Source organism: Halostagnicola sp. A-GB9-2, from assembly GCF_030068615.1.
Lineage (GTDB): Archaea > Halobacteriota > Halobacteria > Halobacteriales > Natrialbaceae > Halostagnicola.
On the sequence record NZ_JASJOC010000020.1, the window covers coordinates 1 to 20,486 of the forward strand.

Consider the following 20,486-nt stretch of genomic DNA (forward strand, 5'->3'; position numbering starts at 1 on the left):
CATCGACACCCGAATCGAGGTTCGACAGGGTGATCCGGCCGACGAAATCCTCGCCGTGGAAGATACCGTCGATCCGACGACGATCCTCGTCGGATCGCGCGGTCACAGTCGGTTGCGCAGGCTGTTACTCGGCAGCGTCTCCGAGGAGCTGGTCGCTCGAGCGAACGGCAACGTGATGCTCGTGCCGCCGGCCTGAGTGCAAAACTCGCCCCCTCGAATGTTTTGGCTATTGTGAACGACTCGAAATAACACTTGGATTTTAACCCCGTGGCAGTCACAGTGCAAGCTATGGCCAATAATTCCGAGTTCCTCCGCATCGTAGTGCTCGTCGTCGCGACCGTCGTACTCGTACCCCTATTGCTGATGGTCTTCGCCTGGCCGATGATGGGCATGTGGGGCGGTGGACACATGTGGAGCGACGGCGCACAGACCGGACCCGCCGGAACGTGGATGTGGCTGCTCGCCTGGCTTCCCCTCCTTCTGATACTCCTCGTCGGAGGATCTTTGCTATATAGAGCCGTCGTCAGCCCCCGGGGAACTGAAGAAGACCCAGCGCTCGAGGAACTTCGCATCGCTTACGCGCGGGGCAACCTCTCCGACGAGGAGTTCGAGCAACGCCGGAAGCGTCTGGAACAGGACGAATACCGGGAACAATAGTGCTCGACGCCGACTAGCCGATCGTCAGCACGCGATCCGATGACGTCATGACCTCGAGCAGATCGCTCATCGTCGACATTGGGAAGTACTCGCTCTCCTCGCTGTTGCGAAGCTCCAGACACGTCCCACACGCCTGTTGGTCGCCCCCGGCGTCGACGAACCCCTCCATGCGGTCGCGAACGTCGAACTCGTCATCGGTGATTTCCTCGGCCTCAACGCCCTCCCCGAAAAGAAACACCGAAACCTCGTGGTCGTCCTCGAGGCCCTAGGTGACCAATGAAGCGCTTCGAGAGCAACTCTACGTGCCAGTTCAGACGATTGACGAAGTGGCCGTGATCGACAACGACGAACGGGACATCGTCGAGCAGATTTCGGTGGGATCGGGGCCAAACGGGGCGACCGCAGCGTCGGTTCGCCCGGATTCCGACGCGACCGACGCTGTGATGGTACTCTCGCGTCGATCAGCATCATCTCCGGTGGGGACCCGACGCATTGTGAGGGGGGCTGTTGCTGTACGCCGAACGAAAACGGCGGATAGTACCTAGTGAAGATCGCACAGCAGCGATCATGCTCATCGATCTCATACAGCTGTGATTTCGCAACCGACTTCGTTCCGACCGATCAGGTGGACTCGTCTCGATCGACAATCACTGGACTTTGATCCGTTTCAGGCTCGTCACCCTGAACTACTAACTCGAGTTTCTCCTTGCTTATGTCGTCGATCACGTCGACGGCGTCGACCATCCAGGTGTACAGCCCGAGTTTAAACTGCCGTCGTACCGCGTCCGCCGATCGGTGCGAGTAGATGTTGACTCGTCCGCCTTCCGAGAGTACACGCGAGCGTTTCTCGACCATGCCGAGTTCGACCAGGTGGTTAATATGTCTGGCGACGACGCTTCGATCACGGTCGACAGCGTCCGCGAGCTCCTCGATCGTCACCTCTGGCTCGGACATGAGGTGTCGACAGACCTCGAGTTCGGTTTCGGAAATGTCGAAGACGGTTCGCAGGAGCTGTTCTTCGTCCGGTGGTTCGATCGGAACGGTGTCGTCGAGTTCGTTCATCGACTCCTCACAGCAGTTCATCTCGGTGGATCCCAGCTGGTAGGTATCGCACGAAGGACATTCGTACACCGTGAGTTCGCATTCAGAAGCCATTGTCTGAGCCAGTACACCGGTCGCCGAGTAAAAGCTTTCAGTGGGGTCGGAACGCAGTTGTTGAGGGTGCATATTGGACTCGTTTTATCGTGTTATAGAGCTTTGTGGCAGCGACGAGTCCAGTGCACGACCACCTTACTGTTAAAATCTGTCTCGGTGTAAACAGACCGGCACGGATATCTATGCCTAGCAATTCCACACCACAAACCGACACACTAGCGCGTTCAATGACGCTCTCACGGCGAAAGGCTCTCGGAGTGATTGGTGTAAGTGCAGTAGGAATCGGTAGCGCTACGGCCGCATCGGCGATGGACGAACGGGCACAGTATGAACTCGAGATCGACGACGAAATCGTCGTCGATTCGAAGGGGGAGCCTATCGGTGCGGATCACGACAGTGAAACCGAACTGTTCGGTCCAGAGCCGGAGTTCCCGCCGTTCGTTATGCATGACGCAAGTGACGTTCAAGAGGGAAGCCCGGAGGCGGCGTATCTCCGAGAACACGGCGCGTCGAACCTGTTGGAGTCGCGTCGACTCGTCGTCCATCCCGAAGCGGCAGAAAGTAGGCCGTTGACGTGGGGTGAGTACGAGACTCCCGAACTGGTCGAAGCGACGGTAACGGCCGGCGGGAACGGGTGTTCGAACGTGGAGATCACACTCGATGGTCTCGTTCCGCACGGGACGTACACGATGTGGGTCGTCCACGAGCCGACGTACCACAGGCCGCTCGGGGGGAACGACGGGGACAACAACACATTCGTTGTAGACGAAGATGGGCGCGGCCAGATCAGCGCGACCGATGAGCCCACAGAACTCACCCTGCCGCCGGGAGCGACAACGGATAACGGGGACGAGATTCCAGTCACTACGTACCCGCTTTACGACATTGACGAGTGCATGTTCGTCGGTGCGTACCACTACGACGACCGGACGTGGAGTTCACAGCCGGGGCCATTCATGCTCACACAGTTCAACATCTCAAGCTGAGAGTGTGTGTGTGTGATCCCTGTGCACATCAGGCACGGATTTATTCGTGAACCAATCGGACACCCAGTTGCATGAGCGAACTCACGATCGATCCCGAGAACACGGCGGTGCTGTTCACCGACCCGCAGGTCGACGCGCTCAAACCCGAGGGTGTGATGTGGGAGCAGGTCGGAGACCTCGTCGAAGAACACGACGTCGTCGAGAAACTCGAGACCATCCAAAACGCTGCCCGTAAGGGCAACGTGCCGGTATTCTACTCTCCGCATTACTACGACGACGACGAGTTCGAGAGCTGGGAAGAGCTGAACGGCATCGACCAGAAGATGTTCGATACCGAGATGTACCACGTCGACAAGGAAGGGAGCAACATCATCCCTGAGCTCGAGCCCGACGACAATACGTTCGTGCTCTCGTCGCACAAACACTTGAGCGGCTTCTGGGCCAACGATATCCAGGCGCAACTGACAAAGCGCGGAATCGATACGCTCGTTGTCGCCGGGATGTTCGCGAACCTCTGTGTGGAATCGCACATGCGAGACGCCATCGAAAACGGGTTCAAAGTCATCGCCGTAACTGACGCGACCGCGGCACCGGGCGAGGACTTCCTCGAGGCCGCCAAGACCAACGCCGAGATGATCGCTCACGAAACCGCGGAAACGGACGACGTTGTCGGCCGACTGTCGAACGCGGGACGGACAGCGTCAACGGAGCCAGCGGAGGAATAGACCGATGTCTCCAGTACTGGTAGTTCGGTTCGTCCGTGGTCCCATTTTTCCTGCTGCTCCTCGAACAGGATAGTATGGACATCGCCTCACCGCTCGGTTACGCACCGTTCGACACCGCAGTTCGTGCTGTGGGTAATGTCTGTGACTGAGCCCGCAGCATATCCGCCAATCGAAACCTACGGTGTCGTCGGCAACCTCGAGACGTGCGCGCTCGTCGCGCCCGACGGGTCGATCGACTGGTTCCCGTTTCCACATCTCGAGTCACCGAGCATCTTCGCGGCGATCCTGGACGCCGAGCGTGGCGGTCGATTTCGGATCACTCCGGGCGACCCCTTCGAGACGGATCGACGATACGTCGATACCACGAACGTTATCGAGACGACCTTCCACACTACGGAAGGCATGGCGACGATAACTGACTTCTTGCCTCCGGCCGGCCAGGTCGACCATCCGAAGAAGGTTCTCTACCGCAAGGTCGCGTGTACGAACGGAACCGTCGATCTCGAAGTCGAACTCGACCCGCAGTTCGATTACGGGCGTGCAGAGACGACGATCGAATCGGTCGAGGATGGAATCCTCGCCGCGGGTGGGGAAGAACGAACGTTGCTCGAGAGCCCGATCGACCTCGATACTGAAGACGGGCGAATCACTGGCACACTCTCGCTCGAAACGGGTGAGACGGAGTGGTTCTTGCTCCGGTGTACAGGGGCCGAGAACGCGAATACGGATCCGGATGCTGCGTTGGACGAGACGATCGAGTACTGGACCGACTGGGCCCACAACTGCGATCCCGACAACGACTGCGCGTTCGAGGGGCCGTGGCACGATCTGGTCGTTCGCTCGGAACTCGTGCTGAAACTCCTTACACACGCCGAATCGGGAGCGATAGCCGCCGCACCGACTACCTCGTTGCCCGAGGATATCGGCGGTGTCCGAAACTGGGACTACCGGTTCAACTGGCTCCGAGACGCCGGCTTTACCGTCCAAGCCCTGATGAACCTTGGCACCGCCGACGAGGCGACCGACTACTTCGACTGGTTCATGGGCCTCTGTCAGGCAACCGATCCCGAGGCGAGCCAGCCACTGTACGGACTCCACGGCGAGTCCGACCTCGAAGAATGGGAACTCGAGCACTTCGAGGGGTACCGCGGGTCACAACCGGTTCGGATCGGGAACGAAGCCGTCACCCAGAGACAGCACGATATCTACGGAGAACTGCTACTGGCCGTCGACGAGATGCGCCAGCACGGGCGGGAACTGGCCGACAACGAGTGGACTCGGATCCACGATCTCGTCGACTACGTTCGCGAGATCTGGGATGAACCGGATGCTGGCATTTGGGAAGTGCGTGGCGGGAACGAACACTTCGTCTACTCGAAAGTGATGTGCTGGGTCGCCCTTGATCGGGGGATCGTGATCGCAACCGATGGAGGCCATGACGCCCCACTCGAGGCGTGGCGGGAGACTCGCGAGACGATCCGAACGGACATCCTCGCGAACGGGTACGACGAGGATGTCGGCGCGTTCGTGCAATCATACGGAACCGACGCGCTCGACGCGACGGACTGTTGCTGCCGATCGTCGGATTTCTGCCTTTCGACGACGACCGCGTCCAGGGGGCGATCGATGCGATCGAGAAGCGGTTAGTCGGGGACGACGTCTCCGTGTTGCGGTACGACAGCGACGACGGACTGCCGGGCGACGAGGGGGCGTTCGTCCTCTGTTCGTGCTGGCTGATCAACGCGCTCGTACTCTCCGGGCGTGTCGAGGACGCACAGTCCCGATTCGAGACGCTTCTCTCGTACCTGAATCCGCTGGGGCTCGTCGCGGAGGAGATCGATCCGGAAAGCGGTGCGCACCTCGGGAATTACCCGCAGGCGTTCAGCCACATCGGGATCGTCAACAGTGCCCTCTATCAGCTATGCCCGAGGACACGAAACGCCCGGATCGGCACCGATTGGGATTCGGATCGGTGATCCGGTCGCGCTCCCTGAAGAGTGATAGCGGACCGGCGCTCGACGGCCGTATAGTTCGTCGGACGAGCGCTGTCAGAACGTGATGATCTCGTAGTCGTCATCGACTAGCGACCGAACGCTTGGGTGGCCCTCGTTCTCGTCGATGCGCACGACTCCTGCGTCGTCGACGGCGTCGTCGACATCGAACGCACCGACACAGTAGTCACAGACGGCCGCTTCGTCTTTCACCGACTGATAGAGGTCGTGATAGTCGTGGTTCTCGTCCTCGAGTTCCTCGATCCACTGGGTGGCGGCACCGTCGAAGATGAGTTCTAGTTCGTCCTCATCGTTCTCGGCGAACTCCTTGGCCGCCTCGAGGCCGTTTAACAGACGGCCGCTGTCACTGTGCGACTCGGTTCCTGCGAGAATGAGGATGGCTGCGTTTACCATTGCACGCGAACCCATGCCATTTTCGCTTAAAATGGCTTGGCTGATGTGTATACGCGATGCATGACCGGTGCCCGCCGAGCGCCTCTACTGAGCCTCCCTGCGATCCTCTGGCTAGTGGTCGTGGTCGTGCCCACCACGGGTGAACCGTCCCGAGAACGCGCGCTGGATGACCTCCGAGAGCGCGGGGTGAATATGCACCGACTCGCGGATGTCCTGTACCGTCCCGGTCCCGGCTTTCATCGCGACGACGACCTCCTCGATGAGGTTCGATGCCTCTGGACCGACGATGTGACAACCCAGGATCTCGCCCTCGAGGGAGATGAGCGGCTTCACGAATCCTTCGGCCTTCATCGCACTCCCGCGTGCGGTATCCTCGTATCGGTACGTTTGCTTGGCGTAGTCGCGGTCGGCGGCCCGGAGTTCGGCCTCGGTCGCACCGACGCCGGCGACTTCGGGGGAGGAAAACACCGCGAACGGCATCGCTGTGTAGTCGATCGGCTGGAGTTCGTCGCCGAAGAGGTTTCGCACGACAGTCTGTGCCTCGTGGTTCGCGTTGTGTTTGAGCAGGTATTCGCCGATGACGTCTCCGAGCGCCCAGACCCCTTCGGCGGTCGTTTGGAGGTATTCGTCGGTTTCAACGAACCCCTGCTCGTCCGTTTCGATTCTCGCCGCGCTCACGTCCAGCGTGTCGGTGTTCGGGACTCGACCAGCCGCGACGAGCAGTGCGTCGCCAGTGGCCGTGACGCGCTCTGCAGTTCCCTCGCCGCTTTCGGGCTCTGGATACGGCTGCGTTTCGAGTTCCGAAAAGGGTCGCGCTTCGACAGTTACCTCGCTGTTCGACTCCGAGACGGCAGTGGCCTCGTACCCTGTATATACGTCGAGCCGGTCGGCGAGACGCTCTGTGAATTCGGTAGCGACTTCCTCGTCGGCGTCCGGCAGCAAGTGCGGTCGTCGACCGATGATCGTCACGTCGCTGCCAAACGTCCCGAAGAAGTGGCCCAGCTCCGCCGCGATGTAGCCGCCGCCGACTACGACGAGGTGGTCCGGCGGCTCCTCGAGACGAAGTGCATCCCTGCTCGTCATGTAGTCGACGTCATCGATGCCGTCGATCGGCGGAATTCCGGGGCGGGTCCCGGCCGCGACGAGGACAGTATCCCCATACAGGCGCTCGCCGTCGTACTCACCACCCGACATCTCTACCGTTCGCTCGTCGACGAACTGGCCCTCCGCCCGGTAGAGGTCGTGATCCGAAGACGACTCCAGTCCCTGACGGATCGACTCTGCGTCCTCCGCTACCTCCTCGTTGACTCCCCTGACGATATCGGAGAAGGCAACGTTGTCGACCGTCGCCTCGATCCCGAACTCGCCAGCGCGCTCAATCGTCTCGAGGACATCCGCGTGGTAGAGCAACATTTTCGAGGGGATACAGCCGCGATTGAGGCACGTCCCGCCGAGTCGACCTTTCTCAACGACGGCGACCGACTGGCCGCGTCGTGCGGCCGCGTTCGCTACGTCTAGACCCGATCCGGAGCCGATCACCAGAAAGTCGTACTCCTCCATGTGTTGGGATGGCACGTCCGTCGTAATGAAAGGGGAAGGGGAATCCCTGTCGCGTCTGTGCGTAACTGATGCATCGGCGAGATCAATTACAATCATTTGGCGGTGAGCAAATCGATGTTTGAACGATCATCCCGTCCTATCGATGAACACCGCTCCCGAAGCCGCCAAGGACGACATGTGCGACGCCGACGGTCGTCCGGCGGTACTCGACGTAATTCCGAACTGCAGTGCGTTCCAGGCGTCCGGAGTCTGCTGACTCACTCGAGGGCCATGCCACGCAGTCGAGACAGTGGCCCTTCGGGGAACACCTGAAAGAACGCGGCCCGTCCCAACGCGAGGGCACCGAGCACCCCGCCGAACAATGGTGGCAAGATCGACGGGGAAACGCCGCCGACGTTCGCCAGATAGTGGACGAACAGGGTTGCACCGACCCAAAACAGGACGTACGCGGCGAGTGATCCGAGTGCGACCGAGGCGAGGACTCGAGTCGCAGCCGTGTCACCGGGCCGAATCCGATCGTCGGTACCGAGAACTGCCGACCCGAGTCGGATGCCGTGTGCCAGCGCACCGACCAGCACGGACAGCGCGAGAAGTCCGGGAACGAGTATCGCGACCGGGAGCCAGATCAGTCCGAGGGCCGAATCGAAAAGAATCGGGGATTCGGTGACGACCCCGGCCGCCAACAGGACTGCGAGGGCGGCGAGAAGGGGTTCGGCTATTCGTCTTTTGGCCGGCCTCTCAAGGTGAGCGGTACCCATGACGTGTAACTGAACTATTGTTTTGGGAATAATAAATGTACTGTCGGTTAGGGGTTGATGGCTGTCTCGAGAGAGTCAATGTGGTCGCCGTCATCGCTCGAGTGTTTTGGTGTGTTAGGTTGGAGAAGGTACACATATCACACCAACCGCGAGCGAACACAGTGAGCGAGCGGGCCGAGGAATCCCTTGAAGCCGCGCCAACGGCGCGGCTGAGGGGGTGACGACGTGCTTTTCATCGAAGCTAAGCGGGAGCGAAGCTCCCGCGAGGTCGTCGGCGCAGGGCGCCGACTGCAAGCGATTCCGAAGGAATCGCCCAGTCCAAAAGAGCGCGGCGTGCTCTTTTGAGGATTTTGCCGAGTGCGGTCGCTTTGCGACCGCACGCAGAGCAAAAGGTTGGCAGGTGTAGTGAACGGATGGGTCACCGGTTTCGGCGTGAAACAAACGGAGTCGTCGTGTTGCACTAATCCTATAGATATCTACACTCGGGACACTCCCCGGTGTGAGTGGGTACGAGTATGATAACAGTACAGCGCATACTATGGAACAGCCATCCGATATTTGGGATAAAACCTTTATTCATGCCATACAAACTGATACCTATGTCAGTGGAAACGGATTCGCACGGGCGGGTGTACCTGTCCTCAGAACTGAGGCAGAAGTATGGCGAGAGGTTTCACGTGGTTGAATACGAGGATCGCCTCGAACTCATCCCTATCGACGAAAACCCTCTTCAGGCGATTCGTGAAGCTTCCGGTGACGCATTTGAGGGTGAGGCGATAGAAGAGCTCCGTGAAGAAGCGAAAGAGCAGGCCAAAAAAGATGCTGAAGCGGGATTCGATCGAGGGAAACGCGCGGTGGAGGATAGCGAGGAATGACTGCGTACGTCGAGACAGACTATCTCCTCGCCCTTGCCAAAGACACTGACTGGCTAAAAGATCGAGCAGAGGAAGAGTTAGAAGAGCACGACGTCGTCACCTCCACGTATTCATATTTAGAGCTTCTGCTCATCAGCGAGCGCCACGAGTTCGACTACATCAAGCTGTTCTCGAATATGCTTGAGATCGTCCCCGTTGAGACCGATGAAGAACGCCAGATCGTACTCAAGGCTGTGAATTATTTCGAGGACGGAATGACCGCGTTCGATTCCTTCCATGCTGCTACTGCCGAAAATCGCGGCCATCCCATTTTGAGCTCTGACAAAGCATACGAAGATGTCGATCCCGAGCGTCTTCCGTTGGAGCCGACCGAGAACGCGTAACCCACAATATCTCAACCGCGGTCGGGAATCCTCGTCCTCGAAAACGCTTCGCGTTTTCGGGTGCAACGAGACGCTTTGCGTCTCGTCATGCCGCTGAAGCGTGAGGAGGATGTCAACAATCGAAACGGAGGACGGACTCCAGTGCGATCGCTCGTACAACTCGAGGACGATATCGAGCTTCATCGCAGCCCGGTGTGACGACGAACCCCAGTCTACTCTCGGAGTATCCAACGCTAATTATGTGAGCATTTTGAACTTCCATTGCAGTACTGACGGAGACCGTCCCAATTATGAACAGTCGTCTCACTCGAGGGCCGGGCCGCACAGCCGCCAAGGCGACAGCGCAAAAAATTACAGTGCCCTGCCCCACCTTCGCGCGAAAATATCCAGTTGATGCAGATGAAACAGAGGTGGAATACTCCAAAGAAAGAAATATGAATTGTCTTTAATAATCTCTTGACATGCTTCCAGATACTGTAATTGGTGCACTTATTGGTGGTGGATTCGCAGTTATGGGTTCTGCAGTAACCTCTTATTTTAGCCTAATAACTTCAAGAGAACAAATTCAAGCACAAAATGAACTAGCAATAGGGAAAATGCACTTAGAAAAGAGGTTAGATGAAATAGAGAATCTCCGTGAAGCACTACATAGAGGACTGTTCATCATTTACTTCTATGATCATTACGGCGAGCATTTTATGGAAAGTAGTGAATTCCGGAAGGAATTCCGGCAGGTATCCGAAAGGGTAGCAAAAAATAGAGTTTTTGTTGATCCTGCCACTAACAGGTTGGCTTCCAGCGCTGTCGCTGAATTGGAAGATGCCGTTAATACATTAACTAATTCAGAAGAAGAAGAGATAGATACAGAGGAACTCTACTCAACAGTGAAGACAGTTGAGGATCATCTCTCGAAAGAGGTCCGAAAACCAATTGAGGAAATTCGAGAGGATTGAGAATAACTCTCTTTGAGTCCTCGCACATCATTAATGGATTCGAACGCAAATCACTATCCCGTTTCCTGACCTGTTCCCCTTGGGGATGCATGTCGACAAATCTAGCTTCCCCGATATGCACACGAATGAGGACTGATCGTGTGCATAACTGGAATTTACTATAAAAATACCCATAGTGTGTCTTTACTCCATCTTTCACATGGAGTGAAGACTAGATCATTGCGAGATAGCACGATCTATAGAATCCGTGTTCACCAACAGGTAATTGCGTCCTGAGTAGATAGCTGGAGCAAAGATTCCCGCCAGTTGTCAATAATAGGATTTCTTTATTTAGAAGCGTGCTGACACTGAAACGGGTTGTTCGGTAAGTACACCTGCGAACTGACCGAAATACCTTTATGACACAGTCGACTACATTTGGGTACACTATGCCGGTGCTCCTCGAAGACCACGATCCCGAACTTACCCTTCGGCCAGAAACGACGAAGTCAGATATCGTGGCGTATCTATACCAGAATCCCGAGTGGGGATACTCCCCGCAGGACCTGAAGGAAGCCCTCGATATCCCTCGAGGGACCGCGACAACCACACTCAAACGCCTCTATGACGACGGCTACATCGGAAAAACCGACGACGGCTACTATCACGCGCTGAGCGACCGGGAAGACATTCGACGGTATGTCTCTAGCCTCGATCAAGTACACCGATTGTTCGGTCACCACCGTGATTCGGACGCGACACCCGAAGAACCCGAGAAACAAATCGGAGAGGGCCGTTCTGATGAGGAACTCGATGCAGAACTCGCAGAACTGGAAGACGGTCTAGAAGAGGTAGATGAGTAAACTATCTGCAGGAGATGTTTGCTGGGCACAAGACCCAACAGATGCCCATCCCCAGAGACCGATTGTCGTCTTATCTCACGATACGCACCCGTTCAGTGCCACTGATTGTACCGTGATGTGTATCGGGACAAGCGCCGGAAAATATCAGCAAACCACTCCTGAGCTCAGAGACGAACACCTCAACGGCATCTCCTTCAACAACACGTCGTACCTGATGCCATGGGCACTATATACGATCGCACCAGGGTCAATTATGAACGGAAAGACAAAAGGCGAACTTACAGAAGATGGACGCAGACTGGTGAAAAAGTCACTCATTTCTCTCATCCCGTAACTGGTAGACAATGGAAGCGGCACAGTCTAATTGAACCAGCCTGGGAAGTGAGCGAGTTGTAGTGATGTGAGTTAGGCACTGAGTGATGCGTGCACCACCAATACTGAACGCGAGTGTCACGCTCCACTCTGAATACGGAACCGTATTCCCTACTACTGTTATTCGGGATCTTCAACTGGCTCGAGTGCGCCCGCATCAAGTTCCTCATTAAGAAAGGCCTCCCCGTCGTCAGTAATTCGATAGAGGCCTTGGGCAACACGCTCGACAAGCCCATAAGTAGCCATCTTCGAGAGACGATTGCTTGCGTAGTTGGCGACTGTAACGTCCAGTTGCTCGAGACTCGGGCAGTACGGCAGGATTCGACCACGGGGACGGAGTGTGAGTGAGGCGACTCGAGGCGTCTTGGAGAGGGTGTTGTGGGTGGAAACGTCAGTGGTTGGGTGTGTCGAACAGGTGGGGGTAGCTAAGGACGAGACAACTCGATCGTTCCGCTTCCGCACTGTCACCAAGGCGACAGCGCAAAAAAATTACAGCGCCCCCGCACAACCTCCGCACAGCAGATTTCCAGTTGAAACAGTCGAAACAGTGGTGGCGTATCAACTGTGGCGACAAATGAATGGAAGATAACTTTAGGCTGCTCTATTTGTTTGATAGTATATGGTTGATCCAGATTTCGGACCAATTCATCTGGGTAATCCAAGGACCGAATACGTCGCTTGGATTGACTTGATGGGAACTGGTGCGATTATGGAATGGTCTCAAGACACGGCTACGACAAATATTGGAAAACTTCAGGTGATTATGGGTGAATGTTCTGAGCCATATGATCTGGAATTATATCCCATGATGGATGGCTGTTATGCGATATCTGACAGCGAAAGCGACATTCTACAATTCACTTCCGACGTGTTTGAAAGGACATCTGAAATAATTGTCAATAGGTATCTAGGTCGAGATGCCCCTCCTGCATATTTTTCACCCGTCATCCGTGGTGGAATAGCAAAAGGTGATGTGTACCATGGAAGTGATATCAACGGGTCCGACCTTGATGATCATCCTATTCAAGATTCAATTCTGATAGGACGTGCTGTAGCCCGTGCTCATTCTTGTGAGAGTGACGCAGCTCCTTTCAGTTGTATCGTTCATCCGACTGGTTGGCAGAAGGATGATTTTGGCCGATTAGAGTGGTGTGCTGACAAGTATCATGCGCAGCACTTAGTGGATGCACTTAACACATATTTTGATTATTATTCTGGCAAAGAAGATGTTAATTATCCAAAGAAGAAAATTAGGAAGCATAGAGAGATGGCAGCAGGTGCCCTTCTGAGAGAGGAATCGGTCAGCGATTGAATCTGCTTTCCTCAAAAGAGGATATTGCAAGTAGAGGATTTATACCGAAGATCATCACACATCGTCATATGAATGTATCTGAACTAACTAATACAGATCTTACGCTAGCCAAATTAACAATCGAAATTGATGAATTAGAATCGGGTGACCCCTCGGATTCAGGATGGATCTCTTACCACGAAGATGAAGGTGTAATAGCTATTTCTGAATATGAAGTGATAGAGAGACAGCCGGGAATTGGTCATGGGGGCTATGAGTTTAAGGGATTAATTGAACAGTTTGATGAAGAAGAAGTACTCCAAGAAGCCGAGAAACGGTCTATAGATGTTTAGGTCCCCCCCCCTTGGGGTCACACCCTGACAAAATCAGTTCCACATATATGCACACGAATGAGCACTGATCGTGTGTATAACTGAAATCTACTATACAAACACTCATAGCGTGGATATTCCCCATCTTTCACATGGATTGATAACTAGATCATTGCGATATAACGTGAGACATAGAGTCCGTGTTCACCAACAGGCAACTGCGTCCTGAGTAGGTAGCCAGAGCAGAGATCCTTATTCGTTATCTCCAACTGGCTCGAGTTCCTTCGCATCGAGTTCTTCATCGAGGAAGGCGCGCCCGTTCTCGTTAAGTCGATAAAGCCCCTGTGCGATTCGGTCGACTAACCCGTAGTTGTTCAGCTTCGAAAGACGGACGCTGGCATGGCTCCGGGAGCAGACCCCGAAGTTGTCCACAGCCTGCGGGGTGAGATTTCCTTCATCGCGCATTGTCTCCATGATGCGTTCGTCGACTGGACGCATCCAGTCTGCACGTTGTCGTACCACATCTACAGTGGTTGGATTAGGAGGCATAGGTCTACCGATACGTCCGAAAGCGAGGTTCTATCGTTTTAATCTGATTGTGCATCGTTATCTTCTGATAGTAAATCGTTAGGAAGCTATTTATGAGACGACCCTCTATGCTCAGTTGACCCACCCTTTCGGATTCAAAGGTCCGACGTGTCTCTAGCACGCCGGGGTCGGGTCATCCTCTACACGAGGTTTCCGACCATGAGAAACGAACGCTCGAGAGGCAATGAATATTGTCCCATAGACGACAGTACAGCCGGCCAGTCGACTGGCCTCGAGAACACCACACAGAACCCACGCCACACTGCACCCGAAGGCAGTACACAACCTTCTCACAGATCCGAACAGTTCCCTGCAAAGACACCAAAACACCACACCACCACCCGCTACGACGAGATCATCGTCGCGGACGACGACGCGATTCTTTTCGAACTCGAGTCAGACCCCGCACCAGGTGATCCCGATGCATAACGCCGACCGAACCGCGATCGGCGTCGACCTCGGCGAATACAATCTCTACACCGCGTCTCCGGTGAAAATGCCGGACTCGAGCGGTGCCCACACGATCTGCGGCGAGGAGATCTGCGCTCGCCTCGACGAGCTTCGCGACCGAGTTACTGCACTACTCTACGAGGGAGCGGACCGCGAGACGATCGTCGCGTCCGTAACGCGCCGTCGCGACGGGCTGCTCGAGGAAATCGACGCGGCCGCGCGGGAGATCTGCGAGTACGCGAACGCGTACGACCGACCCGTGCTGGTCACCGAGGACAGCCACTACCAGCCGGACCTGTGGACGTGGCTGACGGCTCCAAACGCCCACCGAGGAACGGCGTGGCTGCTCCCGACGGCCCACCTGCGCCTTCGAGCGGTTGCCGACGAGTGCGGCCTCGAGGTCGCGACGGTCCCCGAAGCGTACTCCTCCCAGGAGTGTCACGCCTGCGGCGTCATCGGCGACCGACCGGACGGCGAGACGTTCCGCTGTACCAACCCGCACTGCCACGTCGAGACGCTCTGTGCGGATTACAACGCCGCGAAGGTCCTCGCACGGCGGTACTACCCCGGTCGACGGTGTGCGTACCGACCTCCGCATTCGGTCTCGAGGGGAGAGCCTCCCACGCTCGTCGCTGAGCGGCGGTCCCAACGGCTGCAACGGCCGCCATAGGAGCGGTCGCCCGCCTCCTGTCCCCGACCGGTCGTCTGCCCACCGAGCGCCAGCTGTATCGGCTTGCCAACCACCCCATTCCAACCCCGACGACATGAACACGAATTCCCAACGCTCCGAATCGAACGCATCGAGCATCAACTCGCTGGCTGCCGAACTCGAGTCGCTTCGCGAACGGATCGCCACGCTCGAGTCCGGCGTCGAACGAAAGAACGAGCGTCTCGACCGCCTCGAGACCGAACTCGAACGCGCCCGGACGGAAAACGACCGCCTCGAAAGCGAATTCGAACGCACCCGCGAAGCAAACGAACGTCTCGAGGCCCGCGTCGACGAACTCGAGGACGGACGACCGCCGATCGAGGCGCGACTGGACGCCCACGAAAAGAAACTCGAGGCGAACAAAGGTCGCGTCGGCGAGCTTCAGGCCCGCGAACTCGAGAAGGGAGCGCATCTGCTCGAGGAGAACGTCGACGAAAGCGGGATCGACGTCTCCGATGACCGCCTCGAGCGGATCAGTAAGGACGACGGCAGGCGGTACTTCCGACTCCCCGAGAGCGACGACCCGCTCGAGCGCGGCGGGGATGTCGCGCTGGCACACGCCGATCTGCTCCCGATCCAGCAACTCGCGAAGATGGACGACGACATGCTTCACGCGACGACGTCATCACTGCCCTCGCGGCTCGCCGCGAAGCTCTGGAAGGCACGCACCGATCCCGGAGTCGGCGACAACCCGTGGCAGAACGGAAGTGCAGACATCCGCGAGTACGTCACGGCGAGCGATATGAAACACTGGATTCGCCGGCAAGAGACGGGAATCAGCGACGACTACGCGAAGAAGCTCGTTTCCAGAACGATCGACGCGTTACTCGATCTGTCGAAGAACCGGCTCGCGATCAAACGGAAACGCCAGCGCAAGAACGGGCTCGAGTACACCGAACGCCGCGTTCTGCTGACGGCGGATGCAGATATCCCCGGCGACGGAACAGGACCGGCTGCAGAGCACACCCCGGTGACAGGTGACGTCGACGGGTAAGGCCGTCCCCGGTGTTTCTAACCTCCCTGAGAAGGGGTTCGCTCTCTACGGATACCACAAATGCCGCACGCTCGTGGATGATCGCGCGTCTCGGTACTCGTGTGTCCGTCGCTCGATCGGTCGTCGTCGGTCCCAAGCCGGTGACGGACTGGGAGCTGTCACTGAAGACGTCAGGTGTCACCGGAACTATCGTAGCCGCTCACACTTGGTTCGGGTTGTTCCAATGCCACAACGTACGTAGTTTGAGTAGCTGGCGGGGGAATAACAGTTACTGAGCGCTCAAACGGGTTCAGTCAGCGCTCGTCGGCGTGGTTTCCGAGGCGGTGCGCTGGCTGCGCCAGTAGCCCTGCAGGTAGGCCCCGACGAACATTCCAGCGAGCGCCCACAGGATCGTGACGTTGCCAACACCGAGGCTGGCGTAGGCCGCCCCGGGACAGATCCCCGACAGACCCCAGCCGACGCCGAAGATTGCGCCGCCGATCAGGACGTTGCGGTCGAAGGATTTCAGCCGCCGGCCGTAGGTGTCGCCGGTTAGCGGCGCGCGGTCGAACAGTCGCGGCACCAGCCCGAAGGCGATGCCGGTGATAACTGCCGCACCGCCCATGACGAACAGCAGCCCAAAGTCCTCGAACTGCAGGAAGTTCAGTACGACTTCGGGACGAGCCATGTGGCTAAAGCCGAGACCGAAACCGAAGATCAGGCCGCCGACGAAGATCAGCGGCATGAACAGGGGATGTCGGCTCTGGCTCATGGTGATACCCCCAGTGCCATCACGACCTGTGCCGTCCCGATCGCCACGATCAGGAACGTGATCACGCCCACGATCGACGTTTTCGAGGCCGATCCAACGCCACAGACGCCGTGGCCAGAGGTACACCCCTTGCCGATCCGGGTGCCGATCCCGACGAGGATGCCGCCGAGGAACAGTCGCCACGGCTGGACGTCCGTCAACCAAACCGTGAATCCGCCGATATCGTGCAACTGGCCGGTCGTCCCTGCTTCGTAGAGGCCGCTCGAGACCAGTCCAGACTGAAACGTCAGCGCGTAGACTGCCGCGCCGGAAATAATCCCGAGCGTGAAGACGATCCGCCAGTCGCGCGAGCCCCGGTACTGCTGAAACCGCGACTGGTCCGAGACGTAGGAAAGCGTCGACTCGAGGAACGTGCTCGCGCCGGCCGAAATCGCGGTGCCGAGGTAGATGACGACGGCGCCGAGGCCGACGAGCAGTCCCCCGACGGCGTACCGACTGATCCCGTTCGGGAACAGCGACTCGTACAGTGCGGGTGCGAAGAGTTCAGTTACCATTCGACTGGAAAGTGGTGGGGTTAGTCACCGGCCAGCGATTCCTGGCTGGCGGCGCAGTTGTTCGGACCGAGCTCGAGTTCGAACGCTTCCTCGTCGTCAACGTCCCGCTGGCCGAGGTTCGTCGCGATAATGTCCTCGTAGTTGGGCGGACGGGGCGGCATGTCCGAGAGGATTAGTTCGACGAACTCGGCTTTCTCCATCGTCAGGGCAGCCATGTCCTCCGTGAGTTGGCCGATTCGTGCAGTGTAGGTGCCATCGTCGGCGGGCGCGGCCGAGTCGCTGAAGTGGGCCCCGCCGATCAGGGTGTCGTCGGGTAAGGTAAGAACGCGATCCTGGAGCGACTCGTAGAGTTGCTTGGCGGCGTCTTCGGCGCCCTCGTCCCCCTCCTCTAAGTCGGGGCGAGCGACGCTCTCGACGAACAGTCCGTCGCCGGTCGCGAGTAACTCGCCGTCGATCAGGTACGAGGTCATCCCGGACGTGTGACCGGGCGTGTAAACCGTCTCGATCGTGGCGTCACCGACCTGGAATTCGTCGCCGTCCTCCGCGCGGGTCACCTCGTCGTCGTAGGTGACTCCGCGGTCGACGGCAGTCGCAGGGATGATGCCTTCGACGCCCTTCTCGGCGAGGGTTCGAACACCCGAGATGTGATCCGCGTGGACGTGTGTGTCGATCGCGTATTTCAGCTCGACATCGAGACCCTTCGCATCCTGCTGGGATTGCGAAGCAGGGCTCGCAGAACGTCGTTCTGCGGCGTCCTCGAGATAGCGGTCGGTGAACGCGCGCAGTGGGTCGATCACGGCCGCCTCGTCGCCGTCGACGATTAGGTAGCCGAGACAGCCAGAGGAGGGACGCTGGTACTGGTAAAGCGTCCCGCTTCCGTCGTAGCGCTCAACCTCGACGGCCTCGTAGATTCGCGCCCACCCGTTCATCCCGTCCTCGAGGTGGTTCACGTCGTAGCCGCGTTCCTTGAGCGAGCCGGCGACGAACTCGCTGGCACCGCCTTTCGCACAGAGGACCGTGACTTCGCGATCGTCCGGTATCTGTGCAAGAATATCGTCGTCGACCTCCTCGTCGAGGAAGTTGAAGTACGGGACGTTAATCGACTCAACGGTCCCGCCGTTGATTTTCCACTCATTGTAATCCGACTCCATTCGAGCGTCGAGGAGTGTGACGTCCTCGCTCGCATCGATACGTCCTTTTAATTCGGCCGGCGTCACCGATTCGATGTCCACGTCCGGCGTTGGAAAGTCCATGTCGTTCATGTTGTACACTGCCCAGTACTGGGTACGGCCACTTAAGGATTTGTGTAGTAGTTCCATATTCATACAATATGGCATTCAAAGATATCTGGTTATACTCTGTTATTGGCCCACATAACTGCCTCTAGACGCATCTGTGAAGTCAGGGTAACTACTGGATGTTTGTATGTGGCACAATAATCGACATCCTTTTATTGGTGGCCCCAATATTGTATGATAGCTCCAATACAGAGCACAAAGATCAATTATGAGTTCAGAATACGATATCACGGACACGCTCGACGTGAAAGGACAGTCCTGCCCGATGCCTATCGTCAAGACCAAACAGGCAATCGACGACCTCACAGCTGGCGACGTGCTGGAAGTCGTGGCGACTGATTCAGGCAGCATAAGTGACATTCAGGGCTGGGCGGATGGTACCGACGGGGTCGAACTCCTCGAGCAAGTCGAGGATGGCGACCGCTACACACACTACGTCAAGAAGGCGGCATAACATGAGTGCGGATACTCCCGCGACGTCGGCCGATGACAGCGAAGTCGAACCCGAGACCGACGCCGCCGAACTACAGGCGCTCCGTAAGCGCGTCGACGAACTCGAGCAGTCGCTGGCCGACTTGGACGACGGCGACGGACCGAAGAAGATGACCATCGTCGCCACCCAGGGGAGCTTCGACATGGCGTACCCGCCGCTGATCCTCGCGAGCACAGCGGCCGCCTTCGGGTGGGACGTCGTCGTCTTCCACACGTTCTGGGGGCTCGACATCCTCCACGAGGAAAAATCGGAGAACCTCAAGCTGAGCGCCGTCGGCAACCCGAATATGCCGGTACCGAACGCGCTCGCTGCGTTCCCCGGCATGGATCGGATGGCCACGCGCATGATGGAAAAGAAAATCGACGAAAACGGGACCGCGACGATCGAGGAACTGATCGACCTCTCGCTCGAGCAGGGCGTCGATCTGCAGGCCTGCCAGATGACGGTCGAGTTGATGGACTACGACGAGGACGACTTCTACGACGGCGTTACCACCGGCGTCGGCGCAGCAACCGCGCTCCAGCACATGGCCGAGTCGGACATCCAGCTCCTGGTATAGACCCGTTGTGCATCGAGTCTAGTCACGTGCATTCAACCAATTATCAGTACAGAAGACTAACAGACTAGTGCAAGCCAAAATATATTTGTTCTTACCAAAATCTGTGCAACATAGAGGCTGTATTCAGCACTTCAATATAGGGCAGCGGTTGAATCACAAGGACGGCGCTTGCACACACATTAACCGGCTCTCAATCGTCGCGTCGGTGTGGCCGAGCAGAACGTGATTCTCGCTGTGATGCGGTGAGCAAGCCGACCACCATTCCGAATGTAGTGCCACTCAGCATCCCCAACGCCTTCCGTTTTGAGATACGACCAGTCAGTCCCGCGTGCAATACCATGATGGTGTCGGCCGTATCTACCAGCAGACCAATACGCTGCCACTGCCGCTGATGGGCGGGTGGGGCAGTGAGTTCCCCAATCCCAAGTGCGAAAGCCCGGATACACGCATAGCGAATTGCAACCTCGTTTGGCCCATCGCCCTCGAGACCAAAAATGCCATACAACCGGCCTAACAACCGTGGAGCCAGTAATCCGAGACCTCCAAAAAGGATCCTGAACCAGGGTAGTGTCACTTGCAGCCGCTGCGTTATCGAATCCTGCGATTGAGCGTTTACGTCCTGTCGATCTGTGTCGCTCATCGGTCATTACTGAGAAAAGTGTAATATTACAATAATCTATCGCTTCCACACAGGATTTAACTTGTTTAATGAATTTTCCTCGTGTGTTACATTCGCGCTATAGATCTTGCACAATGGCATGAGAATCATATAGTTTGGAAAGAAGGTCCTTTGGCT

Annotated in this window: 26 protein-coding genes and 3 pseudogenes; 19 read left to right on the plus strand and 10 right to left on the minus strand. The window is 57.2% G+C overall.

The window, feature by feature from the left end:
- A partial coding sequence (locus tag QNM96_RS22085) for a universal stress protein (protein WP_283838972.1) occupies positions 1 to 196 on the plus strand: 196 nt, incomplete at its 5' end.
- A 92-nt stretch (positions 197 to 288) separates the two neighbouring features.
- Positions 289 to 657 (plus strand): SHOCT domain-containing protein, encoded by a 369-nt coding sequence (locus tag QNM96_RS22090; RefSeq protein ID WP_283838973.1) that lies wholly within the window; start codon positions 289 to 291, stop codon positions 655 to 657.
- 13 nt (positions 658 to 670) lie between these two features.
- Here QNM96_RS22090 and QNM96_RS22095 read toward each other — a convergent pair.
- A pseudogene (locus tag QNM96_RS22095) lies at positions 671 to 901 on the minus strand (DsrE family protein); the annotation flags it as partial.
- 25 nt (positions 902 to 926) lie between these two features.
- Between QNM96_RS22095 and QNM96_RS22100 the strand changes: the two are divergent.
- The gene (locus QNM96_RS22100) at positions 927 to 1,202 is read left to right on the plus strand and encodes a hypothetical protein (protein ID WP_283838974.1); all 276 of its coding nucleotides are present in this window, start codon (positions 927 to 929) and stop codon (positions 1,200 to 1,202) included.
- Between the two features lie 76 nt (positions 1,203 to 1,278).
- On the opposite strand, the gene QNM96_RS22105 is transcribed toward QNM96_RS22100, so the two are convergent.
- Positions 1,279 to 1,812, minus strand: coding sequence for a helix-turn-helix domain-containing protein (locus QNM96_RS22105; RefSeq protein WP_283838975.1), 534 nt, complete (start codon positions 1,810 to 1,812; stop codon positions 1,279 to 1,281).
- A gap of 227 nt (positions 1,813 to 2,039) precedes the next feature.
- On the opposite strand from QNM96_RS22105, the gene QNM96_RS22110 reads away from it, so the two are divergent.
- The 3 genes and pseudogenes from QNM96_RS22110 (at position 2,040) to QNM96_RS22120 (ending at position 5,524) form a co-directional block, all read left to right on the plus strand.
- A complete protein-coding gene (locus QNM96_RS22110; protein ID WP_283838976.1) occupies positions 2,040 to 2,798 on the plus strand; it encodes a hypothetical protein in 759 nt (252 codons plus the stop codon).
- A gap of 71 nt (positions 2,799 to 2,869) precedes the next feature.
- On the plus strand, positions 2,870 to 3,523 hold the full coding sequence (locus QNM96_RS22115) for a cysteine hydrolase (protein WP_283838977.1): 654 nt from the start codon (positions 2,870 to 2,872) through the stop codon (positions 3,521 to 3,523).
- A gap of 135 nt (positions 3,524 to 3,658) precedes the next feature.
- Positions 3,659 to 5,524: pseudogene (locus tag QNM96_RS22120) on the plus strand (glycoside hydrolase family 15 protein).
- A 47-nt stretch (positions 5,525 to 5,571) separates the two neighbouring features.
- Here QNM96_RS22120 and QNM96_RS22125 read toward each other — a convergent pair.
- The gene (locus tag QNM96_RS22125) at positions 5,572 to 5,928 is read right to left on the minus strand and encodes a hypothetical protein (protein WP_283838978.1); all 357 of its coding nucleotides are present in this window, start codon (positions 5,926 to 5,928) and stop codon (positions 5,572 to 5,574) included.
- 111 nt (positions 5,929 to 6,039) lie between these two features.
- Positions 6,040 to 7,488 (minus strand): dihydrolipoyl dehydrogenase, encoded by a 1,449-nt coding sequence (locus QNM96_RS22130; RefSeq protein WP_283839006.1) that lies wholly within the window; start codon positions 7,486 to 7,488, stop codon positions 6,040 to 6,042.
- 118 nt (positions 7,489 to 7,606) lie between these two features.
- Between QNM96_RS22130 and QNM96_RS22135 the strand changes: the two genes are divergently transcribed.
- Positions 7,607 to 7,744: a hypothetical protein gene (locus QNM96_RS22135; RefSeq protein WP_283838979.1), complete on the plus strand. Its 138-nt coding sequence runs from the start codon at positions 7,607 to 7,609 to the stop codon at positions 7,742 to 7,744.
- Between the two features lies 1 nt (position 7,745).
- On the opposite strand, the gene QNM96_RS22140 is transcribed toward QNM96_RS22135, so the two are convergent.
- Complete coding sequence (locus QNM96_RS22140) at positions 7,746 to 8,246, minus strand: hypothetical protein (RefSeq protein ID WP_283838980.1); 501 nt, start codon at positions 8,244 to 8,246, stop codon at positions 7,746 to 7,748.
- Between the two features lie 599 nt (positions 8,247 to 8,845).
- On the opposite strand from QNM96_RS22140, the gene QNM96_RS22145 reads away from it, so the two are divergent.
- The 5 genes from QNM96_RS22145 to QNM96_RS23015 all read left to right on the plus strand — a co-directional run bounded on the left by QNM96_RS22145 (position 8,846) and on the right by QNM96_RS23015 (position 11,633).
- Positions 8,846 to 9,121: an AbrB/MazE/SpoVT family DNA-binding domain-containing protein gene (locus tag QNM96_RS22145; RefSeq protein WP_283838981.1), complete on the plus strand. Its 276-nt coding sequence runs from the start codon at positions 8,846 to 8,848 to the stop codon at positions 9,119 to 9,121.
- The gene (locus QNM96_RS22150) at positions 9,118 to 9,504 is read left to right on the plus strand and encodes a PIN domain-containing protein (RefSeq protein WP_283838982.1); all 387 of its coding nucleotides are present in this window, start codon (positions 9,118 to 9,120) and stop codon (positions 9,502 to 9,504) included. Before QNM96_RS22145 ends, QNM96_RS22150 begins: the two co-directional genes overlap by 4 nt.
- Before the next feature lie 461 nt (positions 9,505 to 9,965).
- Entirely contained in the window at positions 9,966 to 10,457 is a 492-nt protein-coding gene (locus QNM96_RS22155) for a hypothetical protein (protein ID WP_283838983.1), read from the plus strand.
- A gap of 428 nt (positions 10,458 to 10,885) precedes the next feature.
- Complete coding sequence (locus QNM96_RS22160) at positions 10,886 to 11,299, plus strand: winged helix-turn-helix domain-containing protein (RefSeq protein WP_283838984.1); 414 nt, start codon at positions 10,886 to 10,888, stop codon at positions 11,297 to 11,299.
- The gene (locus QNM96_RS23015; protein ID WP_345782565.1) at positions 11,292 to 11,633 is read left to right on the plus strand and encodes a type II toxin-antitoxin system PemK/MazF family toxin; all 342 of its coding nucleotides are present in this window, start codon (positions 11,292 to 11,294) and stop codon (positions 11,631 to 11,633) included. The genes QNM96_RS22160 and QNM96_RS23015 overlap by 8 nt, the downstream gene beginning before the upstream one ends.
- Positions 11,634 to 11,791: 158 nt before the next feature.
- On the opposite strand, the pseudogene QNM96_RS22165 reads toward QNM96_RS23015, so the two are convergent.
- A pseudogene (locus QNM96_RS22165) lies at positions 11,792 to 11,974 on the minus strand (ArsR family transcriptional regulator); the annotation flags it as partial.
- Between the two features lie 316 nt (positions 11,975 to 12,290).
- Here QNM96_RS22165 and QNM96_RS22170 point away from each other — a divergent pair.
- Positions 12,291 to 12,983 (plus strand): hypothetical protein, encoded by a 693-nt coding sequence (locus QNM96_RS22170; protein ID WP_283838986.1) that lies wholly within the window; start codon positions 12,291 to 12,293, stop codon positions 12,981 to 12,983.
- 68 nt (positions 12,984 to 13,051) lie between these two features.
- A complete protein-coding gene (locus QNM96_RS22175) occupies positions 13,052 to 13,315 on the plus strand; it encodes a hypothetical protein (protein ID WP_283838987.1) in 264 nt (87 codons plus the stop codon).
- Positions 13,316 to 13,546: 231 nt separating this feature from the next.
- Here the strand turns inward: QNM96_RS22175 and QNM96_RS22180 are convergent, their stop codons facing one another.
- On the minus strand, positions 13,547 to 13,792 hold the full coding sequence (locus QNM96_RS22180; RefSeq protein ID WP_283839007.1) for an ArsR family transcriptional regulator: 246 nt from the start codon (positions 13,790 to 13,792) through the stop codon (positions 13,547 to 13,549).
- A gap of 249 nt (positions 13,793 to 14,041) precedes the next feature.
- On the opposite strand from QNM96_RS22180, the gene QNM96_RS22185 reads away from it, so the two are divergent.
- From QNM96_RS22185 to QNM96_RS22195, 3 genes are all read left to right on the plus strand, one after another.
- A complete protein-coding gene (locus QNM96_RS22185; RefSeq protein WP_283838988.1) occupies positions 14,042 to 14,311 on the plus strand; it encodes a hypothetical protein in 270 nt (89 codons plus the stop codon).
- Positions 14,304 to 15,002: a zinc ribbon domain-containing protein gene (locus QNM96_RS22190; RefSeq protein WP_283838989.1), complete on the plus strand. Its 699-nt coding sequence runs from the start codon at positions 14,304 to 14,306 to the stop codon at positions 15,000 to 15,002. The genes QNM96_RS22185 and QNM96_RS22190 overlap by 8 nt, the downstream gene beginning before the upstream one ends.
- 94 nt (positions 15,003 to 15,096) lie before the next feature.
- Positions 15,097 to 16,035: a hypothetical protein gene (locus QNM96_RS22195; RefSeq protein ID WP_283838990.1), complete on the plus strand. Its 939-nt coding sequence runs from the start codon at positions 15,097 to 15,099 to the stop codon at positions 16,033 to 16,035.
- Between the two features lie 289 nt (positions 16,036 to 16,324).
- Here the strand turns inward: QNM96_RS22195 and QNM96_RS22200 are convergent, their stop codons facing one another.
- From QNM96_RS22200 to QNM96_RS22210, 3 genes are read right to left on the minus strand one after another with little or no spacing between them, the layout of a single operon-like run.
- Positions 16,325 to 16,786: a YeeE/YedE family protein gene (locus QNM96_RS22200; RefSeq protein ID WP_283838991.1), complete on the minus strand. Its 462-nt coding sequence runs from the start codon at positions 16,784 to 16,786 to the stop codon at positions 16,325 to 16,327.
- The gene (locus QNM96_RS22205) at positions 16,783 to 17,340 is read right to left on the minus strand and encodes a YeeE/YedE family protein (RefSeq protein ID WP_283838992.1); all 558 of its coding nucleotides are present in this window, start codon (positions 17,338 to 17,340) and stop codon (positions 16,783 to 16,785) included. Before QNM96_RS22205 ends, QNM96_RS22200 begins: the two co-directional genes overlap by 4 nt.
- Positions 17,341 to 17,360: 20 nt before the next feature.
- Entirely contained in the window at positions 17,361 to 18,602 is a 1,242-nt protein-coding gene (locus QNM96_RS22210; protein ID WP_283839008.1) for an MBL fold metallo-hydrolase, read from the minus strand.
- 244 nt (positions 18,603 to 18,846) lie between these two features.
- Here QNM96_RS22210 and QNM96_RS22215 point away from each other — a divergent pair, with 244 nt between their 5' ends.
- Together QNM96_RS22215 and QNM96_RS22220 are read left to right on the plus strand one after the other, a co-directional pair.
- Positions 18,847 to 19,092, plus strand: coding sequence for a sulfurtransferase TusA family protein (locus tag QNM96_RS22215; RefSeq protein ID WP_283838993.1), 246 nt, complete (start codon positions 18,847 to 18,849; stop codon positions 19,090 to 19,092).
- A gap of 1 nt (position 19,093) precedes the next feature.
- Positions 19,094 to 19,690 (plus strand): DsrE/DsrF/DrsH-like family protein, encoded by a 597-nt coding sequence (locus QNM96_RS22220; protein WP_283838994.1) that lies wholly within the window; start codon positions 19,094 to 19,096, stop codon positions 19,688 to 19,690.
- The last annotated feature ends 796 nt before the right edge of the window (positions 19,691 to 20,486 follow it).